Origin of the sequence: Streptococcus sp. KCJ4932 (genome assembly GCF_004352745.1) — a bacterium.
GTDB lineage: Bacteria > Bacillota > Bacilli > Lactobacillales > Streptococcaceae > Streptococcus > Streptococcus ruminicola.
In genome coordinates this window covers 58736-79595 of sequence record NZ_SJWW01000009.1, presented here as the reverse complement: position 1 = coordinate 79595, position 20860 = coordinate 58736, and the positions used below count along the sequence as shown (strand labels likewise).

24 protein-coding genes are annotated in these 20860 nt (G+C 37.2%); 2 read left to right on the top strand and 22 right to left on the bottom strand.

Annotation, left to right across the window (positions count from 1 at the left end):
- Positions 1-129 precede the first annotated feature (129 nt).
- The 22 genes from E0E02_RS05410 to argF form a co-directional block, all read right to left on the bottom strand.
- On the bottom strand, positions 130-327 hold the full coding sequence (locus tag E0E02_RS05410) for a hypothetical protein (RefSeq protein WP_133018061.1): 198 nt from the start codon (positions 325-327) through the stop codon (positions 130-132).
- Between the two features lie 177 nt (positions 328-504).
- Positions 505-780: an HU family DNA-binding protein gene (locus E0E02_RS05405; RefSeq protein ID WP_009853724.1), complete on the bottom strand. Its 276-nt coding sequence runs from the start codon at positions 778-780 to the stop codon at positions 505-507.
- A 94-nt stretch (positions 781-874) separates the two neighbouring features.
- Positions 875-1477, bottom strand: a complete 603-nt coding sequence (locus E0E02_RS05400; RefSeq protein ID WP_039697264.1) for a YpmS family protein — start codon at positions 1475-1477, stop codon at positions 875-877.
- A complete protein-coding gene (locus E0E02_RS05395) occupies positions 1446-2294 on the bottom strand; it encodes an SGNH/GDSL hydrolase family protein (protein WP_133018060.1) in 849 nt (282 codons plus the stop codon). Before E0E02_RS05395 ends, E0E02_RS05400 begins: the two co-directional genes overlap by 32 nt.
- On the bottom strand, positions 2287-3129 hold the full coding sequence (locus E0E02_RS05390; RefSeq protein WP_133018059.1) for a DegV family protein: 843 nt from the start codon (positions 3127-3129) through the stop codon (positions 2287-2289). The genes E0E02_RS05395 and E0E02_RS05390 overlap by 8 nt, the downstream gene beginning before the upstream one ends.
- A gap of 136 nt (positions 3130-3265) precedes the next feature.
- Complete coding sequence (gene recN / locus E0E02_RS05385; protein WP_133018058.1) at positions 3266-4924, bottom strand: DNA repair protein RecN; 1659 nt, start codon at positions 4922-4924, stop codon at positions 3266-3268.
- A gap of 13 nt (positions 4925-4937) precedes the next feature.
- Complete coding sequence (locus E0E02_RS05380) at positions 4938-5408, bottom strand: ArgR family transcriptional regulator (RefSeq protein ID WP_074563288.1); 471 nt, start codon at positions 5406-5408, stop codon at positions 4938-4940.
- Positions 5395-6219: a TlyA family RNA methyltransferase gene (locus tag E0E02_RS05375; protein WP_133018057.1), complete on the bottom strand. Its 825-nt coding sequence runs from the start codon at positions 6217-6219 to the stop codon at positions 5395-5397. The genes E0E02_RS05380 and E0E02_RS05375 overlap by 14 nt, the downstream gene beginning before the upstream one ends.
- Entirely contained in the window at positions 6212-7081 is an 870-nt protein-coding gene (locus E0E02_RS05370) for a polyprenyl synthetase family protein (protein ID WP_133018056.1), read from the bottom strand. The genes E0E02_RS05375 and E0E02_RS05370 overlap by 8 nt, the downstream gene beginning before the upstream one ends.
- Entirely contained in the window at positions 7081-7296 is a 216-nt protein-coding gene (locus tag E0E02_RS05365) for an exodeoxyribonuclease VII small subunit (RefSeq protein ID WP_006531527.1), read from the bottom strand. The genes E0E02_RS05370 and E0E02_RS05365 overlap by 1 nt, the downstream gene beginning before the upstream one ends.
- Positions 7286-8614, bottom strand: a complete 1329-nt coding sequence (gene xseA, locus E0E02_RS05360; RefSeq protein WP_133018055.1) for an exodeoxyribonuclease VII large subunit — start codon at positions 8612-8614, stop codon at positions 7286-7288. Before xseA ends, E0E02_RS05365 begins: the two co-directional genes overlap by 11 nt.
- Positions 8615-8778: 164 nt before the next feature.
- Positions 8779-9348, bottom strand: a complete 570-nt coding sequence (locus E0E02_RS05355) for a L,D-transpeptidase (protein ID WP_133018054.1) — start codon at positions 9346-9348, stop codon at positions 8779-8781.
- 61 nt (positions 9349-9409) lie between these two features.
- A complete protein-coding gene (locus E0E02_RS05350) occupies positions 9410-11473 on the bottom strand; it encodes a GBS Bsp-like repeat-containing protein (RefSeq protein ID WP_133018053.1) in 2064 nt (687 codons plus the stop codon).
- A gap of 322 nt (positions 11474-11795) precedes the next feature.
- Positions 11796-12629 carry an NAD(P)H-hydrate dehydratase gene (locus E0E02_RS05345; RefSeq protein ID WP_133018052.1) on the bottom strand — a complete coding sequence of 278 codons (834 nt, stop codon included), beginning with the start codon at positions 12627-12629 and terminating at the stop codon, positions 11796-11798.
- Complete coding sequence (locus tag E0E02_RS05340) at positions 12626-13480, bottom strand: bifunctional methylenetetrahydrofolate dehydrogenase/methenyltetrahydrofolate cyclohydrolase (protein ID WP_039697272.1); 855 nt, start codon at positions 13478-13480, stop codon at positions 12626-12628. Before E0E02_RS05340 ends, E0E02_RS05345 begins: the two co-directional genes overlap by 4 nt.
- A 138-nt stretch (positions 13481-13618) precedes the next feature.
- A complete protein-coding gene (locus E0E02_RS05335; protein ID WP_074563280.1) occupies positions 13619-13765 on the bottom strand; it encodes a FeoB-associated Cys-rich membrane protein in 147 nt (48 codons plus the stop codon).
- A gap of 5 nt (positions 13766-13770) precedes the next feature.
- Positions 13771-15909, bottom strand: coding sequence for a ferrous iron transport protein B (gene feoB, locus E0E02_RS05330; RefSeq protein ID WP_133018051.1), 2139 nt, complete (start codon positions 15907-15909; stop codon positions 13771-13773).
- On the bottom strand, positions 15906-16382 hold the full coding sequence (locus E0E02_RS05325; RefSeq protein ID WP_074559490.1) for a ferrous iron transport protein A: 477 nt from the start codon (positions 16380-16382) through the stop codon (positions 15906-15908). Before E0E02_RS05325 ends, feoB begins: the two co-directional genes overlap by 4 nt.
- A gap of 365 nt (positions 16383-16747) precedes the next feature.
- Positions 16748-17482 carry an amino acid ABC transporter ATP-binding protein gene (locus E0E02_RS05320; protein ID WP_006531536.1) on the bottom strand — a complete coding sequence of 245 codons (735 nt, stop codon included), beginning with the start codon at positions 17480-17482 and terminating at the stop codon, positions 16748-16750.
- Positions 17482-18168: an amino acid ABC transporter permease gene (locus tag E0E02_RS05315; protein WP_020916387.1), complete on the bottom strand. Its 687-nt coding sequence runs from the start codon at positions 18166-18168 to the stop codon at positions 17482-17484. Before E0E02_RS05315 ends, E0E02_RS05320 begins: the two co-directional genes overlap by 1 nt.
- A gap of 310 nt (positions 18169-18478) precedes the next feature.
- Positions 18479-18709, bottom strand: coding sequence for a DUF1797 family protein (locus E0E02_RS05310; protein WP_004230761.1), 231 nt, complete (start codon positions 18707-18709; stop codon positions 18479-18481).
- Between the two features lie 116 nt (positions 18710-18825).
- Positions 18826-19806: an ornithine carbamoyltransferase gene (argF, locus tag E0E02_RS05305; RefSeq protein ID WP_133018065.1), complete on the bottom strand. Its 981-nt coding sequence runs from the start codon at positions 19804-19806 to the stop codon at positions 18826-18828.
- A gap of 174 nt (positions 19807-19980) precedes the next feature.
- Here argF and E0E02_RS05300 point away from each other — a divergent pair, with 174 nt between their 5' ends.
- Together E0E02_RS05300 and E0E02_RS05295 are read left to right on the top strand one after the other, a co-directional pair.
- On the top strand, positions 19981-20178 hold the full coding sequence (locus E0E02_RS05300; protein ID WP_039697275.1) for a helix-turn-helix transcriptional regulator: 198 nt from the start codon (positions 19981-19983) through the stop codon (positions 20176-20178).
- 29 nt (positions 20179-20207) lie between these two features.
- A complete protein-coding gene (locus E0E02_RS05295; RefSeq protein WP_133018050.1) occupies positions 20208-20741 on the top strand; it encodes a DUF3278 domain-containing protein in 534 nt (177 codons plus the stop codon).
- Positions 20742-20860 lie beyond the last annotated feature (119 nt).

The following is a 20860-nucleotide window of genomic DNA, read 5'->3' as shown; positions in this document are numbered from 1 at the left end:
CAACTTTAAGTGACTAAGTTTCCTTTACAAGCTAGATTTCCAACTTCAGACAATTTTTAAGCAAGTACTCACTGCTAACTTAGCCATAATCGGCTGAGAAATCAGCTCTCACCCCAACTTCCTTATTCTTTACCAATTATCCCAAAAATCACTGTCGTCTTCGCCTGGGCTTGTTTTATCGTCTTCTTCTGCTTGATCTTGAGCAATGACATTTCCGTTTTCATCAACTTTTGGTTTCATGGCGAGTCCAACCATAATTAACATCACTGCTTTAAAAAGTGAAAAAGCACCTAAAAAAATAACAACTAACAAAAGTGTTTTATCCATGATTTAACTCTTTCTTTACATTTATCACACGTAAATTCACGATATTTCTACGTTCGATTATAACATAAAAGCCTGAATTACTTTGACTTATTACTGTAAAACTTTTCTTCTTTACAAGAAAAAAGAGCCTTGCCAGACTCAACAACAGTTGATACGACAAGGTTCTTTTCTATGTAATTATTTTACAGCGTCTTTAAGTGCTTTACCAGCTTTGAATGCAGGTACTTTTGAAGCTGCAATTTCAATTTCTTCACCAGTTTGTGGGTTACGACCTTTACGAGCTGCGCGTTCGCGAACTTCAAAGTTACCAAAACCGATTAATTGAACTTTTTCGCCTTCAGAAAGGAAGCTTTCGATTGCTGAGAATACTGCATCTACAGCTGCTGCTGAATCTTTTTTAGTAAGCTCAGTTGCTTCTGCAACTTTAGCGATTAAATCTTGTTTGTTAGCCATTTAACAAATCCTCCAATTAATTTCTAAGCGTTAACACTTTAACAAAGTCTATGATACCCAAAAAAAGGCTTAAGGTCAAGTATTAAACGTTTAATTAGCTGTTTTTCTTGTAAATATCAAAGTTAAATTGATCGCCTACAAGATCGATTGTTGTCGCTTTCAAAAAGATACCTGCATCGTTTTTTATGCTCTGAATATTGATATTAATAACAGACTCTTTTGGCAAAACTTCCACAAAATTTGGAAGGTCTACACTTGATTTTAAGTATTTCAAAACTTCTGATTCTGGCAATGTTAGTGTCCCGACTGAAAATGAAGTGATTTTTAGCTGAATAGCTCCCGATTCTAGGCGACTTGGTTGGAAATAAATATAAAGTGGTACTTCATAACCTAAAAAAGTATAAGTTCCTTCAAACAAAATCGCTGATGAAGTTGCGTAAACATTATAAGACGAATTTTTTGTTTGATAATCTTTCAAATAAGCAGCAACCGTATCATTCAATTGCTCACGTGTCGTTGAAACTGTTCCAACTTTGACACTTTTAACCTTTTTTGAAGTAATCGTTTGTGCTGCTGGTTCTCTAACTTGAATTAAGCGGCTAGCAATCACTCCCACAAAAGCCACATTAATAGCTAAAATGAGGAGACACGCCCACTTCCACCAGTTAGTCTTTGTTCCATTCGTTTTTAGTTTCATTGATTTTCTCCATTGTTACGTCTGACATAATTTGATAGCCAATATTATTCGGGTGGAAATGGTCACCACTAAACAAAGCATCGTTGATAACCGTTGTTTGGTCACCAGATGTTGACACAATTCCTTCTTGACCATCAATTCCTTTATAAAGTTGATCATTGATTGGAACGAAGTAAACACGATGATACTCTTTTGTCACGCTCTCAGTAGCATCATTCCAATCATTGATAATTTCTTGCATCTCCGTCATTTCAGGGAAATTCAAGTAAAAAGGATTATAAATTCCCAAAATATAAATTGGCAAATCTTCATTTTCTGAACGAGCTAGCTCAATAATCTGACGTAAACGTTCTTGATATGATTTGGCAGGCTTTTTAAAGGTCGCCACAGATAATTTCGTCAAATGCTTGCGAATGACGGCCATAACATCATTTCCCCCAACGGTTAGGGTCATCATATCCGCTTTAGCTAAGGAATTTTGGATGTCTTGCTTATCTTTCATTCGTGTCAAAATCTGGTTACTGGTGTTTCCTGAAACCCCGTAATTATCATGTGTGACTTGATAATGATAAGTATCTGTTAAACTTTGGGATAGAATTGGGACAAAACCACCTTGATTAGTTGTATCGCCAACCCCTTCGGTCAAGGAATCACCGATAGCCACATAATGAAATGACTTTGTTTTCTGAGCTAAGAAATCCTTTTTGGTTAATTCTTGATCTGATTTTGGAATCAAAATATTAAAAACGGCGATAAACAGAAGAAGGCTTGCTAAAAAGAAAGCAAACCCAGTTAAAAAATTCTTTTTCTTATTCATAGCGTACCATAACCGCAAAAGCGTCTTCACCAGTGTGCGTTTGGATGATTGAACCAGTTTCTAAAACAGCAATTGGAGCACCCAAAACTTGCAGCTTTTCTTTAAAGCCATTTGCCATATCAGCCGTTCCACAGTATGAAATACCGATTTCAGCGACTTTCTTGCCAGATGTTTGTGCATGCTCAATAAAGCTATCAAGCCATTTGTTAAATGTTTTAACACCACGACCTTTGATAACTGTGTTCAATTCGCAATCAATCATTTCCATAACCACTCGAATGTTAAGTAGTGAGCTGAGAAGACCTGTAACACGTCCAATACGTCCACCCTTAACCAAATTTTCAAGGGTTGAAACACCAATGTAAAGTTCTGATTTTTGACGAACTTCTTCAACTTTAGCAATAACTTCTTCCAAGCTTGCACCTTCTTGGGCTAATTTGGCAGCTTGCACCACTTGGAATTTTTGACATTGGTCTGTAAATGTTGAATCGATAACCGTTACGTCTGCTCCAGCAAGATTAGCCCCTTGACGAGCTGCTTCAACAGTTCCTGAAAGTGTATGCGTGATGTGAATTGAAACAATGTGCTCAGCACCATTTTTCATCAAGTTTTCGTAAACTTCTGCAAACACACCAACAGGGGGTTGACTTGTCTTAGGTAATTCTTTGCTATTGCGCATCAAATTGAGGAATTTTCCTTCCTCTTTCATGTCGTTATCAGAATAAACAACACCATCAATCATAACTGACAATGGCACAACTGTAATATCATATTTTTCAACTAATTCTGGTTCAATCGTTAAAGATGAATCTGTAACAATTTTAATTTTACTCATTTTTTATCCTATCATACTTTCAAAACTTTATATCAAAATTTATCCTAACAACCATTATACCAAATTTTTAGCAGTTGGGGGACATTTTATCAACCAGGTTTTAGAAGACAAAAAAAGAAGCCCTGGGGCTCCTATTTTATTTCTTTAGCAATTCACGCGCTTGTTCACGCGCCATTTCCGTAATATCACTACCAGCAAGCATTTTTGCAATTTCTTCCACACGCTCTTCTTCACTTAACAAACGCACTGTTGAAACAGTTGTATTTTCATCACTACGTTTTTCAATAAAGAATTGATAATCCGCAATCGCAATCACTTGTGGCAAGTGTGAAATCGCCAAAACTTGCCCGTGACTACCGATTTTATAGATTTTTTGGGCAATAGCTTGCGCTACACGTCCAGAAACTCCTGTATCAACCTCATCAAAGACAATACTTGTCTTGTCTTCTTTACGTGAAAAGGCAGATTTTATAGCTAACATTAAACGTGAAATTTCACCACCAGAGGCTACCTTAACCAAAGGCTTGAAACCTTCACCAGGGTTAGTTGAAATGTAAAATTCAATAGCTTCATTCCCATCACGATTGAATTTTCCCTTGCTAAATTGCACTTGAAAATCAGCCTTTTCCATGTACAAATCAGCCAATTCTTGCTTGATTTCAGCTTCCAAATTTTTAGCTAATTGATGACGTTCTTGACTGAGATTCTCAGCAGCAACAATCAATTCTTTTTCCAAGCGTTTGAGCTCTTTTTCCATATCATCAGATGACTCATCATTGCCGGTCAAAAGATTGTATTCTTTGGTGATATTTTCGTAATAATCTAAAACATCATCAACACTGCCACCGTATTTACGGGTAATGCTGTAAATCACTTCTAAACGAGCTTCAATTTGTTGAAGACTGCCAGCATCAAAATCAAGCTCATCAATAACATCACCTAAGTGCTTAGTCACTTCTTCTAAAATATAATAAGCTTCAGAAACATTTGATGACATATCTTTGTAATCCGCATCGAATTCTTCCAAGGTCATCAAGTCGTTCATAGCTGAACGAATATTTGACAAACTTGAAAACTCTTCATCATCAAGCATGACATAAGCATTGGTTAATGTGTCTGCGATATGTTTGTGATTTAACAACTTATCACGTTTTTGGTTTAGAACTTGGTCTTCACCTGATTTTAGGGCAGCTGCTTCAATCTCTGCAATTTGAAATTCCAGCATTTCGATACGAGCCTTATGTTCTTGCTCATTTTTTTGCTTGGTTAAAACACGTTTACGCAAGCGTCGATAACGTTCAAAAAGGTCTTGGTAGTGTTTCTTGACCGAAGCAAAATGACTATTTCCAAATTCATCCAGCATACGAATGTGCATGTTTGGTTTCATCAATTCTTCTTGGTCATGTTGTCCATGAATATCAACCAAATATTGACCAACAGCACGAAGCGTTGTCAGGTTAACCATTTGTCCATTAATCCTACCAATCGAACGACCATTTTGCAAAATTTCACGACGGATAATTAATTCTTCCGTAACTTCAATGCCGTTTTCTTCCAGAATTTGCGTGAGCGCAGCATTTTCACCAACTGAAAACAGACCTTCAATTTCAGCTTTATTTGCCCCATGACGGATGACATCAAGACTCGCACGCGCACCAAGCATGAGATTCATGGCGTCGATAATAATAGACTTCCCTGCACCAGTTTCACCCGTCAAAACGGTCATGCCATTTTCAAAAGTCAATGAGATTTCTTCAATGATGGCAAAATTTTTAATGGAAATTTCTAAAAGCATAGAACGACCTTTCTTATTTGTGGTCTGTCATCCATTTACGAACTTCTTGGCGAATGGCTGCAGCATCTTCTGCTGTTTTTGCGACCACTAACAAACTATCATCATCAGCAATAACGCTAAAAAGACTATCTTTGAAATCTTCCAACAAGAAACGCTTGATTAAGCGGCTGTTTCCTGGAATGACATCAAGATTAATCATGTTTTCAAGACCTGCAGTTTCCTCTGAAACTGCAAGGACAGTGCTTTTAATTGGAACAGACACTTGTCCAACTTTTTTAGTTTTATCTTTTGAAAGGCCATAAATGTATGGTCCATCAACTGACGGCACTTTGATGATACCAATCTCATTCATATCACGAGAAATGGTAGCCTGTGTCAAAGTGAGTCCTTCAGCCTCAAGCAACTTTAGCAAATCATGCTGTGTTTCGACAGCATTTTCAGCAACAATCTTTTTAATTAATTCTAAACGTTCACTCTTTTTCATCTTTAAATTCCTTATGCGCTTTTTCAACAATTTCTGGAATCATAGCAGCAACTAAATTTTTCGCATCAGCTGATTTTTGCAAATGCGCCAAAAATTCAATATTACCATGTCCACCTTGGATAGGCGAGAAATCAAGCCCTTTAACTGTAAATCCGAAATCGACAGCAAAACTTGTCACAGTTTCCAAAACTTTTTGGTGCACAGCTTTGTCACGAATGATTCCATTTTTTCCAATTTGGTCACGTCCAGCTTCAAATTGCGGTTTAATAAGAGCTACCACTTGACCATCATCAGCCAAAATATTATGAAGTGCTGGCAAAATCAAATTCAACGAAATAAAGCTGACATCGATACTAGCAAAAGTTGGTTGTCCTTCGGTAAAATCAGCTAATTCAGCATAGCGGAAATTATATTGTTCCATACTACGCACACGTTCGTCTTGACGTAGTTTCCAAACCAATTGGTTGGTTCCCACATCAACAGCATAAACCAATTTTGCACCATTTTGTAGCATCACGTCTGTGAAACCACCTGTTGAAGCACCAATATCAATCGTTGTTTGACCATCAACAGAAATCTCAAAAACTTGCAAAGCTTTTTCAAGTTTTAGTCCACCTCGGCTGACGTATTTTAATTTTTCACCCTTTAGTTTTAATTCTGTTGCATCATCAATTTTTTCACCTGGTTTGTCGTAGCGCTCGCCGTTAATAACATTAACTACTAAACCAGCCATTACTCCACGTTTTGCCTGCTCACGTGTCTCAAAAAGCCCTTGTTTATAGGCTAGTACATCAACTCTTTCCTTAGGCATTTAGTCGTAACCTTTCTATCATTTCTGTGATTTTTTCTGCATGTAAGCCATGAGTGGCTGAGAGGGTTTTGAAAATCGCTAGCGCTTGGTCAAGCGATTGATTTAAAATCTCATAAGACTTATCTAAACCAAGTAAGCTTGGGTAAGTCGCTTTGTCAGCTAGTAAATCTTTTTTCGGTGTTTTTCCAATTTCTTCAAAACTTGCTGTCACATCTAAAATATCATCGCGAACTTGGAAAGCAAGCCCAATCAAGCTTCCTGCTTTGCGCAGCTCCTCAAGTTCTTCAGTAGCTACTCCTGCAACAATACCAGCCGCCACAACAGGGAAGGTTAATAATTTTCCTGTCTTATTTGCATGAATCAATTGCAATTCTGAAAGGCTGAGTTTACGTTCTTCACCTTTCATATCAAGCATTTGACCACCAACCATACCATAAGTTCCTGAAGCATGTGATAATTCTGCAATCAAACGAATTTTGATGTCAGCTGTTAGCGCAGCATTTGCCACCAAATCAAATGGGTCTAAAAAGAGACTATCTCCAGCCAAAATCGCTGTTGCTTCATCAAATTTTTTGTGGTTTGTTAAGCGTCCGCGACGATAATCATCATCATCCATGGCAGGTAAATCATCGTGAATCAAACTACCTGTGTGAATCATTTCAAGAGCGGCAGCCACATCATAATGAGCATCTGTCAAAGAAATTCCAAAACCTTCTAGTAATTCTAGAAAAATCAATGGACGGATACGTTTGCCCCCAGCATCAACAGAATACAAGATTGACTCAATCAAATCTGGCGATACTAAGTCTTTTTGTTCGTAATATCGATGAATGGCTTGACCAATTTTACTTACTTTATCCATTAGGCATCCATTTCTGTTTCAGTTCCGTCAGCTTGCATCACTTTAACAAGTGTTTTTTCAGCTGAATCTAGTGTTTTTTGCAATTCTTTCGAAAGAAGCATTCCTTTTTGAAATTCAGCAATAGCGTCTTCAAGAGCTACATCGCCGTTTTCAAGTTTTGTTACAATCGCTTCTAAATCTTGTAAATTTTCTTCAAATGTTTTTTTACTTGGCATCTTTTACCTCCACTTCGAGTTGACCGTCTTTTAATTGAACCGTCAATTTGTCTCCTAGATTGACATTGGTCACACTTGAGATGACTTTATCATCTTTTTGCACCATCGCATAGCCCCTAGCAATAATACGGCTAGTGTCAAGGGACAGTAAGGCATCTTGTGCCTTTTCAAATCGAGCTAACTTACTATCGTATTGACTAGTCATATTTGATAACAACAAGCGTCTTAAACCTTGCAAATTGTCTTTGTAATGCTTAATCTGACTATCAAAATCCAAAGCAAGTAAACGCTGGTGTAATAACTCTTGACGTTGTTTAGCTTGGCTAAATTGATTTTGCATGGTATTTGTCAAGGACATGACCAAGCGGTCCAGTTTTTGAACATAACCATCATATAAACGCTCTGGCTGTCTAAAAATCACTGAATTAGCTAATTTATCAAGACGTTCTTGACTTTGCTTAATGCGACGTAGAGCAGCTTGATAGATACGATTATCACGTTCAGCAATCCAAGAAATAATATCAGCCTTAGTCACAGGTGTCGCAAGTTCAGCAGCCGCTGTCGGAGTCGCTGCACGACGGTCGGCAACATAATCTGCCAATGTCGTGTCCGTCTCGTGTCCCACACTCGAAATGACTGGCAAACGAGATTCAAAAATCGCTTGAACAACAATTTCTTCGTTAAAAGCCCACAAGTCCTCGATAGAACCTCCACCACGACCAATAATCAAAAGATCTAAGTCATCACGTTCATTTGCTTTTGCGATATTAGCAGCCACTTCCTGACTAGCACCTTCTCCTTGAACCTTTGTCGGGAAAAGTAAAATCTCAACCCCAGGAAAACGACGCGACACTGTCGTGATAATATCTCGAATAACCGCACCACTTGGACTGGTTACCACACCGATTTTCTTCACAAATTGTGGCAGTTGACGCTTATGACGCTCATCAAAGTAGCCAGCTTCTGCTAATTTCTTCTTCAACTGTTCAAATTGCAGCGCTAAAGCACCAATACCGTCTGGTTCTGCCTTTTCAATAATAATAGAATATGACCCACTCGGTTCATAAAGTTGGACACGTCCCACAACATTGATTTTCATACCTTCTTCAAGCTCAAAACCAAGTTTTTTAAAAGTCCCTGCCCACATCGTCGCTTGAATCACTGCATTTTCATCTTTCAAAGAAAAATATTGATGCGTTGGACGACGTCGAAAATTGGAAACCTGACCTGTCAAATAAACGCGTTCCAAATAAGGATCACGATCAAACTTCAATTTAAGGTATTTTGTCAAAGTCGAAACACTTAAATAATCTGACATAACAGGCTCCTTTCCATAGTATTTTTGACTTCATACAAATTTTGCATATCATTTACTATTATAGCAGAAAAAAACTGTCCAGTGGACAGTTTTTTCTCGAGCCTAGAAATTCAAAAGCGGCTCTATTGAAAATCGAAAATTTTTTCTAATTCTAGGACCTCTAACTAATGCACACTAACGATAACTCCTTCTGGCATGTGTTCAAAAAGCCACTTGGCATCTTCTTTTGATAACCTTACATTCCCATCAGTACATGCCCTTCCGAGTTTCTTCATCTCTCCTTTCAAGACCTTTCCTTTCCAATCTGTCGGAAGACTTTGAAACTGACATGCTCCATGGTCTTTAAAGGATACCCAGTAACAAACACCTCGGTTCAAACTATCATCATAAGAAAAGTCACCACGTTCTGCCTCGATAGCAAATTTCCCCGTTGGTGTTGGCGTATCTTTAGCGCCAGTCGATACTTTGGTTTTAAAAATGACATCATTTTTAGAATAAACAATCATTTTCTGATGTGAAATTGACACTAAAATACTTAAACGATCATACTTTGACAAGTCAGGATAAATTTTCTTCTGAGTTTTCTTCATGCTTTTTTCAAAAGCATACTCATCAAGTTTAACCTCAGATTCTTGATGAGTAACCATCAGTTGTCGACACAGACCATAACCAACCACTAGGTTAGTAAAAGTCAAAAGTAAAATAAGAACCTTTTTTGAAAACTTCTTTCGCATTTTCCCTTTTCCTAAACTCTACCTCTACCAGTTTAAGCACTGGTAGAAGCCCCTTCTCCTTTTAATCTATTAAAACGTAACGTCTTAAACCACCATAGCTAAGATAAGAAATCCATTGATGACCATCCGCATACAAAGCCTTGTCATAGCGGACTTGGTAACCTGCATCAAGCGTGAATTCTGTTGGTGCTGATAAACGCGGTTGACTCTTGACCTCTTTTAAACTTGTAAAAGTATAAGTCCCACTTTGTGGCATTGCTGGTGTCTTAGGTGCTTCAAGGGTTGTTTTAACACCACCGACACCCTTCAGAGAACCATCTGCTTGCTCATAATAAAGGTGGATATTGTACTCACCATAATTATTTTTATGGTCACTAACATTAACCCTTGTCTTATAACTACCATCAGCTTGTTTAGTTGTAGTGTACCAAATAATGTCATCTTGTCCTCCCTGCGTTGACCAGACAGGTACCTTAACTGCTTTCAGTGAACCAGGATTAGACACATTAGTTACCAAAATATCAAAACCTGCTGCAGACTGATTGCTAATGTGTAAATCGCCCGACAATCTTGCTTCAGGAATCGTCACTTGAGTTCCCGCAACACCTTGCAGCTGACCATTTGATTCTACATAATAAAGGTGAATATTATAGGCTCCTCGTTCATTACGATGGTCTGAAAGTTTGACAGTTACCTTATAGGTCCCATCGTTTTGTTTGGCACCATCGTACCAAATGATATCGTCTTGTTCATTCTTAACGGTCCAGATAGGAACCTTGACGGCTGATACACCATTGGCATCTGAAATATTCGAAATAACCACATCAAAATCACCGTTAGCATGATTATTAACCGAAATATCTCCTGTTGGTTTTTGATTTGTCAAAGTTGCAATTGGAATATAGCGACGAACGCCACCATAGCTGACGTAAGAAATCCATTGATGATTATCAGCCTCTAAAACTTGGTCGTAATAATCTAATTTATAACCCTTTTCAAAGGTAAATTCTGTCGGTGCTGACATACGAGCTTCATTTTTTACTTCTACTGTATTTTGAAATACGTAAGAACCTTGAGCTGGAATTGTCTTGGCACCAGCTGTTTTTTCTGGTAAAGTTACTTGCTTAGCCGCTACCCCTTGAAGATGTCCATCGCTTTCTTGATAATACAAGTGAACATTGTAGGTTCCTGTTTCACCTTTATGATCCACTATATTCACACGGACTTTGTAATCACCATTACCTTGTCTAGTGGCGTCGTACCAAATAATATCATCTTGATCGTCCTTAACAGTCCAAACAGGAACTTTAACACTTGTAATCTCCTTAGGATCTGAGATATTTGTTACTAGGACATCAAAGCCTTGGCTTGTCACATTTTGAAAATTAAGTGAGCCAGATAATTTTTGAACAACTTCAGCTGTTAATTTAGAAATAGCAGCATAACGGCGTTGACCTGAATAAGAATTATAAGAAATCCATTGATAACCGTCTCGTGTTAAGACTTGGTCATAAAAGACACGGTCACCAGCGTTAGCATAAAAAGCAACTGGAGCTGAGGCACTCGGTTCATTTTTTACTTCTGTCTTTTGAGAATAAGTGTAATAACCTTGGCTTGGCAAATTACTTTGAGCAGTAACAGACACTTTTGATTCTCTAACAAATGACTCTTGATTGGCTTTTGCTTCACCTACTAAATCAGCCGCATCAACAGTGACAGTTTTAGGAAAATCCGCTGACTGATTAATTTCTTCGCTAACAACTGTCTCTTGTTCTGGCTGATTTTCTTTTGTAGATACTTGATCATCCTTTAAAGCTAGGTCTTGTTCAGCATTCACAGTTTCTTCTTTATCACCGATATCAGGCACTTCACTGGGCTGATTGATTTTAGAAACAAGCTCTCCCTCACTTGTTTCCTGCTTAGTGTTTTCGTTAGTTACTACCTGATTATTACCTGATTGAGTGACTTGTTCTTGTAACATGGTATCCGCTGACAACATATCCTCAGCTGCTACAACATGTCCTCCCATAAATAGCACGCTTGCTACCAAAACAGATGCAACTCCAATGCTATATTTACGAATTGAAAAGCGTTGTGCTCTTTGATTAAAGTTACCTTTTTTCATAATATCTTTCCCCTTTGATAAAATAAACATTTCCCAAAAACTTGCTTATAACCAGTTTTTTGTTACAAAAAGATTACACTGTTTTTTCTAAAAAAATCTTTTGGATAATTTTAGAAAAAAGCTAATACAGCGTGATAAATAACCTTTTTAACAACTATTGTCATCTTAGAATCGGCCAATTCTGCCAATATTATAGAGTAGTTTTTTACATAAGTCAATATAAAACTGTAACATTTGTAACATTTTTGAAATATTTTGTTTTGTAAGTATTTTCGAGAGCAAAAAAGTACACTTTTTATTATAAAAAGTGTACTTTGCTATTTTATTCTGATAATTTTTTCATTGCTTTTGGAAGAGCGGCGCTGATTGTTGTCGGTAAAACGACATAAGCTTCTTGACTGAGTTGTTCAGCGATCGCTGAGTGCAAATAAGTTGCTACTGCTACACTCTCAAAAAGATTTTCCTTAAATTGTGCTACAAAGCCTGCAATCATCCCACAGAGGGTATCGCCCATGCCACCAGTTGCCTGATAAGGACCACCAACGGTTAATTCTCCAACTTGGCTACCTTGTAAGATTTTGGTGTGATGACTTTTAGCCACTAAAATCGTCTCTTTTGGAAAATTAGCTAGAGCTGCTTGTGTATTTTCAAGACTTTGGTCAGCAATTGCCAAACCAGACAGACGTTCCCACTCCTTTTGGTGCGGTGTTAAAATAATGTAACCTGCCTGACAAAAAACTGGCATGGCTTTGGCAAGAAGATTTAAAGCAGAGCCATCAACAAGCAAAATCTGATTTTCAGAAACTTTAGAAAGCACTTCTTCAAACACACGTTTAGCTTTGCTATTTTCTCCTAAACCAGGACCAATCAAAACCACATCTGCCTTAGTAAGATTTTCTGCTAAAAATTCTTCGTCCTCACAATCAAAAGCCATAGCTTCTGGTAACTGAGTGTGAAGTGCTACAATGTTCTCACGTTCAGTTGCTACTGTCACTAGCCCAGCACCGCTTTTAACAGCAGCTAAAGCACTCATGATAATAGCCCCGCCATAAGGATAAAAGCCACCAATCAAGAGTACGCGCCCATAAGTCCCCTTATGGGAATCCGCTTGACGTTTGACAACAACCTTGCGTGCTAAGCGTTCGTCAATAATCATGCTTTCACACTTCTAAGAGCTGATTGATAAGTTTGCTCCATCAGCATGGTAATTGTCATTGGACCAACGCCCCCAGGAACTGGTGTGATGAGACTAGCTACTGGTTCAACTTCATCAAACTTAACATCCCCGATTAATTTGCCATTTTCATCACGGTTCATACCAACATCAATGACTACAGCGCCTTCTTTGACGAATTCCTTAGTCACAAAATGTCCTTGACCGATTGCCACAATCAAGACATCAGCTTGTTTTGTTACACGCGCCAAGTCACGAGTACGTGAGTGCGCTAGTGTCACTGTTGCATTTTTATCAAGCAAGAGCTGCGCCATTGGTTTTCCGACAATATTTGAACGACCAATAATAACTGCCGTTTTTCCTTCTAAATCAACTTCGTAAGCACGCAATAATTCCATGATTCCAGCTGGCGTACAGGGCACCATGACAGGACGTCCATTCCACAAATGACCTGTGTTGATAGGGTGAAAACCATCCACATCTTTTTTAGGATCAATTGCCAAAATCACACGTTTGTCGTTAATGTGGGCAGGAAGTGGTAACTGTACCAAAATCCCGTGGAAGCGATCATCATTGTTGTATTGCTCAATGACTTGAATCAATTCTTCCTCACTAGTTGATTCTGATAAACGAACCGTTTCACTCAAGAATCCAGCTTTCTTAGCAGAGCGTTCTTTATTACGCACATAAACCTGACTAGCGGGATCATCACCAACCAAAATCACCACTAGACCAGGTACAATACCAGCTTCAGCTTTTAATTTTTCAACCTTCTCAACTAATTCATTTTGCATTTTAGCAGCTAAAGCTTTACCATCTATAAGTTTTGCCATGAAATTCTCCTGAAAATATATTTCTTTTATTATACCAGAAAGCGACTTCATAATAAAATATTTTTTAATAAATTATCAGAATATTCTATAAAAATACAACAAAAGGAATACTTGCTCAGCTGAGCAAGCATTCCTCTGTTATTTCATTTTCACACTTTTATGTTGGCTATCTTTTACAGGACAAGAACAATTGCAATCACCACAAGAGCCTTTACCCTTGATGAAACTTCGTAAGCCCATAAAGACAGCAAATGCAATTAGCAATGCAATAATAATAGTCGCCATAAACACTATTCTCCAACTTTTTCTAGATTATCTAATGTAATCACTTCTTCTTTTTCTTGAGCTGGTTTTCTCACGATAAAGTAGATAATCGCAATTAATAGAACAACAGCTACGATTGTCCAGAAGTTAATACCTTTACCGTAGAAAGCAACAAGCCCAAGTTGATAAATAATCAGACTAACAACGTAAGCGAGACCTGTTTGGAAACCAATAGCTCCAAGTGTCCACTTAGCATCACCCATTTCACGTTTGATTGCCCCCATTGCAGCAAAACATGGTGCGCAAAGGAGGTTGAAAATCAAGAATGAGAAGGCTGCAAGTGATGTATAATCCAATTGCAAAGCATGGTACAAACCATGAGTTGTACTATCGTTATACAAAATACCAAAAGTACCGACAACAGCTTCTTTAGCAGCAAGACCTGTTGCTGCAGCAACTGTAGCCTTCCAGTTACCAAATCCAAGTGGTTCAAAGAGCCATGAAATCAATTTACCAAGTGAAGCCAAGATAGAGTGGTCAGTATCAACAGCTTGGAAAGTAAAGTTATAAGTTGACATGAACCAAATAATAACTGTCAAGCTAAAGATAACTGTACCAGCACGTTTCACAAAGCTAAGAGCTTTACCAAAAGCGTAACGTAGCACACTCATGATTTTTGGCATGTGATAAGCTGGTAATTCCATGATAAATGGACTGACATAGCTGCCGAGTAATTTCGTTTTCTTAAGCGCAATCCCTGAAAGGATAATTGTAATAACACCAATAAAGTAAGTAGATGGTGCAACGATTGGATTATCAGGGAAGAAAGCACCTGCAATCAAAGCGATAATCGCTAATTTAGCAGAACATGGCATGAATGTTGCTGTCATGATAGTGATGCGGCGGTCACGTTCATTTTCAATGGTACGACTTGCCATAACAGCTGGTACACCACAACCTGTTGCAATCAACATTGGAATAAATGATTTACCTGACAAACCAAAACGTCTGAAGACACGGTCCATAACAAATGCAATACGACTCATGTATCCAATATCTTCCAAAATACCTAGACAGATAAAGAGAACAAAGATTTGAGGCAAGAAACCAAGAACTGTTCCGACACCAGCTACAATACCATCTATGATAAGTGATTCAAGCCATCCTGAAACATGAAGAGCATCAAGACCAGATTGAACCCACCCAGGAACTAACTCTCCAAAGAGAACGTCGTTAACCCAGTCAGTTCCCATTGTACCAACCGTTTGAATTGATAGGTAGTAAACCAAGAACATTACAACAGCAAAAATTGGTAAGGCCAAGATACGATTTGTTACAATTCGGTCAATTTTATCAGAAACTGTCATTTTGAAATTGCTATCTTGGTTTTGAGCCATTTTAGCAACTCGTTCAATAAATGCGTAACGTTCATTGATAACGATAGATTCAGAATCCTCTGTAAAGATTTCTTCTGTAATCTTAATCACTTGGTTAATTTCACCTTTTTGGAAATCAGACAAAGTAATTTCTTCTTGTACCAAAGTGTCACGTTCAAATAATTTAATGGCATAAAAACGTGCTGAACGTTCTGGAACAACATCTCCAAGAATATCAATAATTTGCTTAACAGCTGCTTCGAATTGGTCACTGTAAGTTGGGTATTGAATAAAATCAACACTTTCTTTTGTCGTATTAGCTGCTTTTTTAACAGCTTTATCGACACCTGTATTTTTAACCGCACTAGTTGAAACAACTGGAACACCTAATTGATAAGAAAGTTTATCAACATTAATTGTTTTACCTTGAGCTTTTAGGGCATCACTCATATTAAGTGCAACAGTCACTGGAATACCTGTTTCAATTAATTGAGTTGTCAAGTAAAGGTTACGTTCCAAGTTTGTTGCGTCAACAACATTAAGAATGCTGTCAGCATCATTACTCAATAAATAATCACGCGCAACTTTTTCTTCAGGCGTGTAAGGTGACATTGAATAAATCCCTGGTAAATCTTGAACTTTCCAGTCTGCGTGTTTCTTAACTGTTCCACTTTTACGCTCAACAGTAACACCAGGCCAGTTACCAACGCGTTGACTTGTTCCTGTCAATAAGTTAAAAAGACTTGTTTTACCACTATTCGGATTACCGATTAAGGCTATCTCTGTCATTTTTCCCCCTCGCTATCTACTTTTACGACACTAATCATTTGCGCTTCAGACTTACGAAGTGTCAATTCGTAACCGCGTAAGCTAATTTCAATTGGGTCTCCCAAAGGAGCAACTTTACGTAAGTAAACTTTTGTATGGCGAGTCAAGCCCATATCCATAAGACGACGTTTTGCTTCATTCATTGCATAAATACCGTCAACGTAAGCATACTCACCTACTTTTAACTCTGAAAGAGGAAGGGATAATAGAGCACCTTCTTCTTCTGTGACATCAATTTGACTTAAAATCGATTGATCAAAAGCCAAACGACTTGATTTAAGCATAACAATCGCACTAGTTGGCGTTTTAGAAACCACTTTAAGTGAGGCTCCTACTTTTAGCCCCAAGTCTGACAAGTGTCTAACACTCTCATCAGGTAAATCAATACTGACAATAGTGTAAGGAATACCAACTTTAGCATTCTGCAAAATCAAAATTCTTGACCTCCCCAAATTTTTTTGATAAAATATTTGACCTTCCGTCCGAATCATTATATCATAAACATAAGCGAAAAAAACCATAAAAATTAATTTTTTTCTTTATTTATACATTGATTAGAATCATTCTAAATAAAACCACCCCTTTTTTAGAATCGTTATAATATAGCTGTTTTCACACTCCTTTCATAGACTAAAACACTCTTAAAAATAACTAAAACATAAAAATTAAGTGTGCTTAATGTATAAAATCTACTAATTTATAGTTAATGTTTTACTCATTTTTAAGTACCTTTAACTTTCTTTTTTTATAACAAAAAACCTCAGCCGAGTTTGTAACTCAACTGGGGCTATTTTTTATCTTACAAAACTTTACTCAAGAAATCTTTTGTACGTGCTTCTTTAGTATTTTCAAAAACATCTTCTGGTGAACCTTGTTCAACAATCACACCACCGTCCATGAAAATGACACGGTCAGCAACTTCACGCGCAAATCCCATTTCATGCGTTACAATTGCCATTGTCATACCAGATTTCGCCAAATCTTGCATAACACCAAGAACTTCACCAACCATTTCTGGGTCAAGCGCTGATGTTGGTTCATCAAAAAGAAGAACATCTGGGTCCATGGCAAGACCACGCGCAATAGCAATACGTTGTTGTTGACCACCTGATAGACTTGTTGGATAGGCATCAGCTTTATCACGAAGCCCAACTTTATCTAGCAAATCATAAGCTTTAGCTTGCGCTTCTTCTTTAGAAACACCTTTTGTCTTAATTGGTGACAAAGTGATATTATCAAGCACTGTCATATTTGGGAAGAGGTTAAATTGTTGGAAAACCATTCCCATTTTTTCACGCATTTTGAAAATGTCATTTTTCTTATCAGTAATATCGACACCTTCAAAGGTAATCACACCCTTAGTAGGTGTTTCAAGCAAGTTCATTGTACGAAGGAAAGTTGATTTCCCAGATCCTGAAGGGCCGATGATAACAACAACTTCACCTGCTTTAATATCAAGATCAATGCCTTTAAGCACTTCATTTTTTCCGAAGTATTTGTGAAGGCCTTTAATTGAAATAAGAGTCTCTGACATTAGTTGCTACCTCCATTTCCCATACGATTTTCAAGTTTTTTAAGTAAGAATGACAAGACTGTAGTCACCATGAGGTAATAGAATGCAGCAAACAACAATGGCGTAATTGGTAGATATGTAGCTGTTACGACTGATTGTGCACCGTTCCACAATTCCATAACACCGATTGTTTGAAGAAGTGAACTATCTTTGATAATCGTAATAAATTCATTACCAAGAGCTGGTAAAATATTTTTAAGGGCTTGTGGCAAAATAACATAACGCATTGCATTCACAGGGCGAATTCCTAATGAATAAGCCGCTTCAAGTTGCCCTTTTGGCACTGCTTCGATACCAGCACGAACAATTTCAGAAATATAAGCTCCGCTATTTAGCGAAATAATAATAATACCTGGAAGCAAACGTGAAAAGTCAAGGTCCAAAACGCCAAAACCTACGATAGGTGCATTACTAAAATGCATCCAAGCAAAGGCAATCATGATTTGCACGACCATCGGAGTTCCACGAAAGACCCAAACATAAAAACTAGCAATCCAATTTAAAATTTTAATATTTGTACGTTTAACTAAAGCAACCAAGATACCAATGATTGTCCCAAAAAAGACAACACAAGCTGAAATCATGATGGTTACAAGGACACCGTAGTTAAAATAAGCCCAATACTTTGGTAAAAATGAAAAATCCATTTGTGTCTCCTATAAGCAATAATCAATTAATTATAACATATATTGAATAAAAATACCAATCAACACTAAAGGATGATTTGACTTAAAAAGCTTGATATATAGGGATTTTAGACACTTCTAGTCAAAACGATTAAAAAGAATTTTTACCTAAGTATCAAGCATTTATAAAAAACAAAAAAGCCTAGAAAATCCTAGACTTTTATCAATTCAAAATAGCAATATAAGAAAGCACAGAAACCACACTTAAAAATAGGATGGAAAGGACTAAAAATCCTTTGCCCTTATACTGTGTCTGAATTTTTTCTTTATCTTAGTAAAGAAGATCGTAAATTTCCATTGCGATCAAATCAATGCTGTCAAATGAGTAAGACTCACGTGCTTCAACATCACGCAAAGTGAAAACTGGACCATTTTCAGGGTCATTGCTGAAAGACACTTCTGCCACAACGACACCATCACGTTCAAAATTACGTTTAAGATTGCTACCATCAGTCGTCATTAATTCAAGACGATTGATAATTCTCACCAAATGTGATTCCATGACTATTCTCCTCTTCGTTTATTGTCCATACTATTTTAACATAATTTCTCCTAAACAAACAACAAGAGAGTGCATTTTCTCACATTTATCACAATTTCTCGTCAAAAAAGAACGTTTTAAATCTCTTTTAGGGAATTATACATAATCGCTTTGATGGAATGCATGCGGTTCTCAGCTTCTTGGAAAATGACTGAGCTGTATTTTTGGAAGACTTCATCTGTAATTTCAAGTTCTGCTAAACCATATTTATCATAGATATCTTGACCGATTTCTGTGTTTAAATCATGGAAAGCAGGCAAGCAATGCATGACAATCACATCTGGATTTCCTGTCTTTTCAACCAAATCAGCATTAATTTGATAAGGCAACAAAAGGTCGATACGTTCTTTAAAATCAACTTTTTCGCCCATTGACACCCAAACGTCTGTGTAAAGCATATCAACGCCACAAACGGCATCAAGCTCATCAGTAATAGTCAACTCAGCTCCGTTATTGTGTGCTTGTGCAATCTCGATGATTTCTTTTTCTGGCTGTAAGCTAGCTGGTGCAATGATTTTTACATTCACGCCAAGAATAGCTGAAGTAACTAACAAAGAATTTGCCATATTGTTGCGTCCATCGCCAACATAAGCGATTGTCAAACCTTCTAGGTTTCCAAAAACTTCTTTCAAAGTCATAAAATCAGCAATCATTTGCGTTGGATGCCAAGTATCTGTCAAACCATTCCAGACAGGCACACCAGAGAATTCCGCTAAAGCTTCAACATCAGATTGCTTGAAGCCACGATATTCAATCCCGTCAAACATTGAACCTAGAACTTTTGCCGTATCAATTACGGATTCTTTTTTGCCAAGTTGAATTTCACTGCTTCCAAGATAAGTCACATTCATCCCTAAATCTTGTCCAGCTACTGTAAAAGCAGAACGTGTTCTGGTACTTGTCTTCTCGAAAATAAGAGCAATATTTAAGCCTTCTAAATATTTATGAGCAATTTTCTTCTTTTTCAACTCTTTAAATTTCAATCCCAAATCAATGAGATTAGTTAGCTCTTCCTTAGTAAAATCAATCTCTTTCAAAAACGAATTATTAAAAACCATAGGCCAATCCATCCTTTTCTTCTTGAATAATATACCTAATTTTAGCATAATTATACACCTTGTCAAGCCTATTTTGAATAAAAATAAATTTTAATTCAGAAAAACATGTCATTTATAATTGACATGTCACATATATTGTACTATACTTGGTACAAGAAAGATTAGGATGGAATAATGAACCGAGTTAAAGAATTTCGAACTAATTTAGGTATTTCTCAGCTTGCCCTTGCTAAGCAAATAGGAATCGCAAGGCAAACTGTTAATTTAATTGAAAATAACAAGTACAATCCTTCACTTGACCTTTGCATCAAGTTAGCCGAGGCATTAGGAACTGATCTAAATACACTATTTTGGGAGACTCGCCATCTTTAAAAAGGAATTGGGAATTAGGAGATTTAGTCATGAAAAAAAGTAAAGGGCCGCTATGGCCACGATTCATCAAACGATTTTATGGTATTAATGGAGCATTGGACGAATACCGTGAGCAAGAAGTTAACCGAATTGGAAATAAATTATTTATCTTGCTCTTCCTTTTTGAATTTATTTCAACAGCTCTTACCTTTCTCTTGAGCACTGTCTGGAAAGTATCTGCTGAAATTTTTCTCTACTGCAACGCTTTTGTCATTATTTTTGTCATGCCAATGGTTATGATGACAATGCTGACCAATAGAGACTTACAGGGACCTCTTGAAGTCCCTAGAGATAAGCTTGAGAAAGAGCGCCAAAAAGCTAAGAAAAAAGGCTGGCTTAATGGAGTTGTTTTTGCCATTTTTATGCTTGTTTTTAACATGTTTAGCAAATGGCAAGAAGGTGAAAATCCTCTTGAAATCTTGTTCAATCCTCTCTTCTTAAGTATCTTCATTTTTTCTGGTTTTATCTTTGGAGCTATTATGGGGTCTATGGCTGCTAGTCAAATTGACCCTGAAAAAAATTAGCACTCTTTTTATAAGAGTGCTAATTTTTTAATGCTTTTTACTTGATTTCCTAGTGGCTAGTGCTATAATGTAAGTATGAAATCTGACTATCTTTGACCTTTGTTGTTTTAGTCAGACAT

Coding starts and splice junctions, on each gene's coding strand:
- E0E02_RS05340 (WP_039697272.1), bottom strand. CDS start 13,480: ATGGCAAAACTTATAGATGGTAAAGCTTTAGCTGCTAAAATGCAAAAT.
- E0E02_RS05380 (WP_074563288.1), bottom strand. CDS start 5,408: ATGAAAAAGAGTGAACGTTTAGAATTAATTAAAAAGATTGTTGCTGAA.
- E0E02_RS05300 (WP_039697275.1), top strand. CDS start 19,981: ATGAACCGAGTTAAAGAATTTCGAACTAATTTAGGTATTTCTCAGCTT.
- xseA (WP_133018055.1), bottom strand. CDS start 8,614: ATGTCAGATTATTTAAGTGTTTCGACTTTGACAAAATACCTTAAATTG.
- E0E02_RS05375 (WP_133018057.1), bottom strand. CDS start 6,219: ATGCCTAAGGAAAGAGTTGATGTACTAGCCTATAAACAAGGGCTTTTT.
- E0E02_RS05315 (WP_020916387.1), bottom strand. CDS start 18,168: ATGGATTTTTCATTTTTACCAAAGTATTGGGCTTATTTTAACTACGGT.
- argF (WP_133018065.1), bottom strand. CDS start 19,806: ATGGTTTTTAATAATTCGTTTTTGAAAGAGATTGATTTTACTAAGGAA.
- E0E02_RS05410 (WP_133018061.1), bottom strand. CDS start 327: ATGGATAAAACACTTTTGTTAGTTGTTATTTTTTTAGGTGCTTTTTCA.
- E0E02_RS05345 (WP_133018052.1), bottom strand. CDS start 12,629: ATGATTATTGACGAACGCTTAGCACGCAAGGTTGTTGTCAAACGTCAA.
- recN (WP_133018058.1), bottom strand. CDS start 4,924: ATGCTTTTAGAAATTTCCATTAAAAATTTTGCCATCATTGAAGAAATC.
- E0E02_RS05320 (WP_006531536.1), bottom strand. CDS start 17,482: ATGTCAGAGACTCTTATTTCAATTAAAGGCCTTCACAAATACTTCGGA.
- feoB (WP_133018051.1), bottom strand. CDS start 15,909: ATGACAGAGATAGCCTTAATCGGTAATCCGAATAGTGGTAAAACAAGT.
- E0E02_RS05310 (WP_004230761.1), bottom strand. CDS start 18,709: ATGGAATCACATTTGGTGAGAATTATCAATCGTCTTGAATTAATGACG.
- E0E02_RS05405 (WP_009853724.1), bottom strand. CDS start 780: ATGGCTAACAAACAAGATTTAATCGCTAAAGTTGCAGAAGCAACTGAG.
- E0E02_RS05390 (WP_133018059.1), bottom strand. CDS start 3,129: ATGAGTAAAATTAAAATTGTTACAGATTCATCTTTAACGATTGAACCA.
- E0E02_RS05400 (WP_039697264.1), bottom strand. CDS start 1,477: ATGAAACTAAAAACGAATGGAACAAAGACTAACTGGTGGAAGTGGGCG.
- E0E02_RS05295 (WP_133018050.1), top strand. CDS start 20,208: ATGAAAAAAAGTAAAGGGCCGCTATGGCCACGATTCATCAAACGATTT.
- E0E02_RS05335 (WP_074563280.1), bottom strand. CDS start 13,765: ATGGCGACTATTATTATTGCATTGCTAATTGCATTTGCTGTCTTTATG.
- E0E02_RS05370 (WP_133018056.1), bottom strand. CDS start 7,081: ATGGATAAAGTAAGTAAAATTGGTCAAGCCATTCATCGATATTACGAA.
- E0E02_RS05350 (WP_133018053.1), bottom strand. CDS start 11,473: ATGAAAAAAGGTAACTTTAATCAAAGAGCACAACGCTTTTCAATTCGT.
- E0E02_RS05395 (WP_133018060.1), bottom strand. CDS start 2,294: ATGAATAAGAAAAAGAATTTTTTAACTGGGTTTGCTTTCTTTTTAGCA.
- E0E02_RS05355 (WP_133018054.1), bottom strand. CDS start 9,348: ATGCGAAAGAAGTTTTCAAAAAAGGTTCTTATTTTACTTTTGACTTTT.
- E0E02_RS05365 (WP_006531527.1), bottom strand. CDS start 7,296: ATGCCAAGTAAAAAAACATTTGAAGAAAATTTACAAGATTTAGAAGCG.